This window comes from Paenibacillus terrae (genome assembly GCF_000943545.1).
Taxonomy (GTDB): domain Bacteria; phylum Bacillota; class Bacilli; order Paenibacillales; family Paenibacillaceae; genus Paenibacillus; species Paenibacillus terrae_A.
Genome location: NZ_JTHP01000165.1, coordinates 1 through 1,331, shown reverse-complemented (window position 1 = coordinate 1,331; position 1,331 = coordinate 1). Strand labels below are relative to the sequence as shown.

At 47.6% G+C, this 1,331-nt stretch carries 2 protein-coding genes; both read right to left on the bottom strand.

The window, feature by feature from the left end:
• Nucleotides 1-753, bottom strand: a 753-nt coding sequence (locus tag QD47_RS29415; RefSeq protein ID WP_235332401.1) for an IS3 family transposase, incomplete at its 3' end; no start/stop codon positions are given.
• Between the two features lie 35 nt (nucleotides 754-788).
• Complete coding sequence (locus tag QD47_RS32015) at nucleotides 789-1,232, bottom strand: HTH domain-containing protein (protein ID WP_044649459.1); 444 nt, start codon at nucleotides 1,230-1,232, stop codon at nucleotides 789-791.
• Nucleotides 1,233-1,331: the final 99 nt, after the last annotated feature.

Genomic DNA, 1,331 nt, shown 5'->3' with positions numbered 1-1,331 from the left:
TTGGAGAGTAACGCTGTCCCTATACTCGAGTTCATCCTTCATATGACCGAAGAAAGACTCCATGGAGGCATTGTCCCAGCAGTTACTCTTTCGCGACATGGACTGCTGGAAGCCTATCTCTTTAACTCGAGCTTGGAACCTCGGATTCGTGTAGTGAAAACCTTGGTCAGAATGGATGATGGCTTCGGGGTGAATGTTGCCATCCAGTCGTTGAATCAACCTGTCCAAGGTTCGATCTACGATCGTCATTTCTAAGGACGAGGATACATAATGAGCAAGAATCTGTTTGCTTGCACCGTCCTTTACACAGGACAAATATGCACATTGCCCCTGACCATAGTGCAGGTATGTGATGTCTGTGAGAAAGACTTTCTCCGGCTCGCCCTGGTCAAACTGACGTTTAAGGCGATTAGGGAGTGTCTGGTGCTCTTGTGTGGCCTTTGCAAGCTTACGGTACGGATTGGCCTGGCGGATCTTGGCCACCAACCCGTATTTACGCATGATACGGCGAATTTTCTTATGGTTCATGATGACGCCACTCTTATGCTCCAAGCACATTTTTAAAACAAGTGCTCCCACTTTCCCATTACGTTTTTCAAAATGTTCCCTGATGAGTAACAGATCCTGTTCGTCCGCTTCTTCTCTCAGCTGTCGTGCTTGTTCAGCGGCTAACCACCGGTAGTACCCGCTTTTACTGACATTCGCCATCTTACAAAGATGATGAGTCATCTTTGTAAGATGGTGCTTACGGATGGTACGATGGATGAGTTCGAAGCGCTCAGAGGGTGTCAGCGTTGCTTCTGCTGGGCTTGTCTCTCGAGCGCCTCGAGCTTTTTTAGGAAGTCGTTCTCCGCTTCCAGAAGCTTTATACGTGCCTCAGCTTGTGCAAGCTTCTTCTCCATCGACTGTTCTGCTGCGGGCCTTCCCGTGCTGCCTTTTCCTCGTTGCTCTTCCAGAAGACCTGCTTCACCTTGAGAAGCAAAGGTTTTTCTCCAACGTTTTAAGCATCTATTCGGATTCTCCCGTCCGATCATATCTAAGTTGAATCCTGCCTCCCTGAAGATTTCCGCAGGAGTTTTCCCCTCCTGATAGGCCTTTAGAGCTGCCAACTTGAATGTGGGTTGGTAAGCAATAGAACGCTCTGTAATATGCAATACGTTAGCATTATCCTCCATCTGGCGGATCTGACTTTCACTAAACCTTTGTTCACCGGTAGACCAACGGTTCCCCATTTTGTATCCCCAACCTTTCGTATATATCGATTATAAACGCAAAGAGACCCGAGAGAGGTCACTTTTTTTCAAAGTGTCCATCTTTCGGGTCACAGTTCA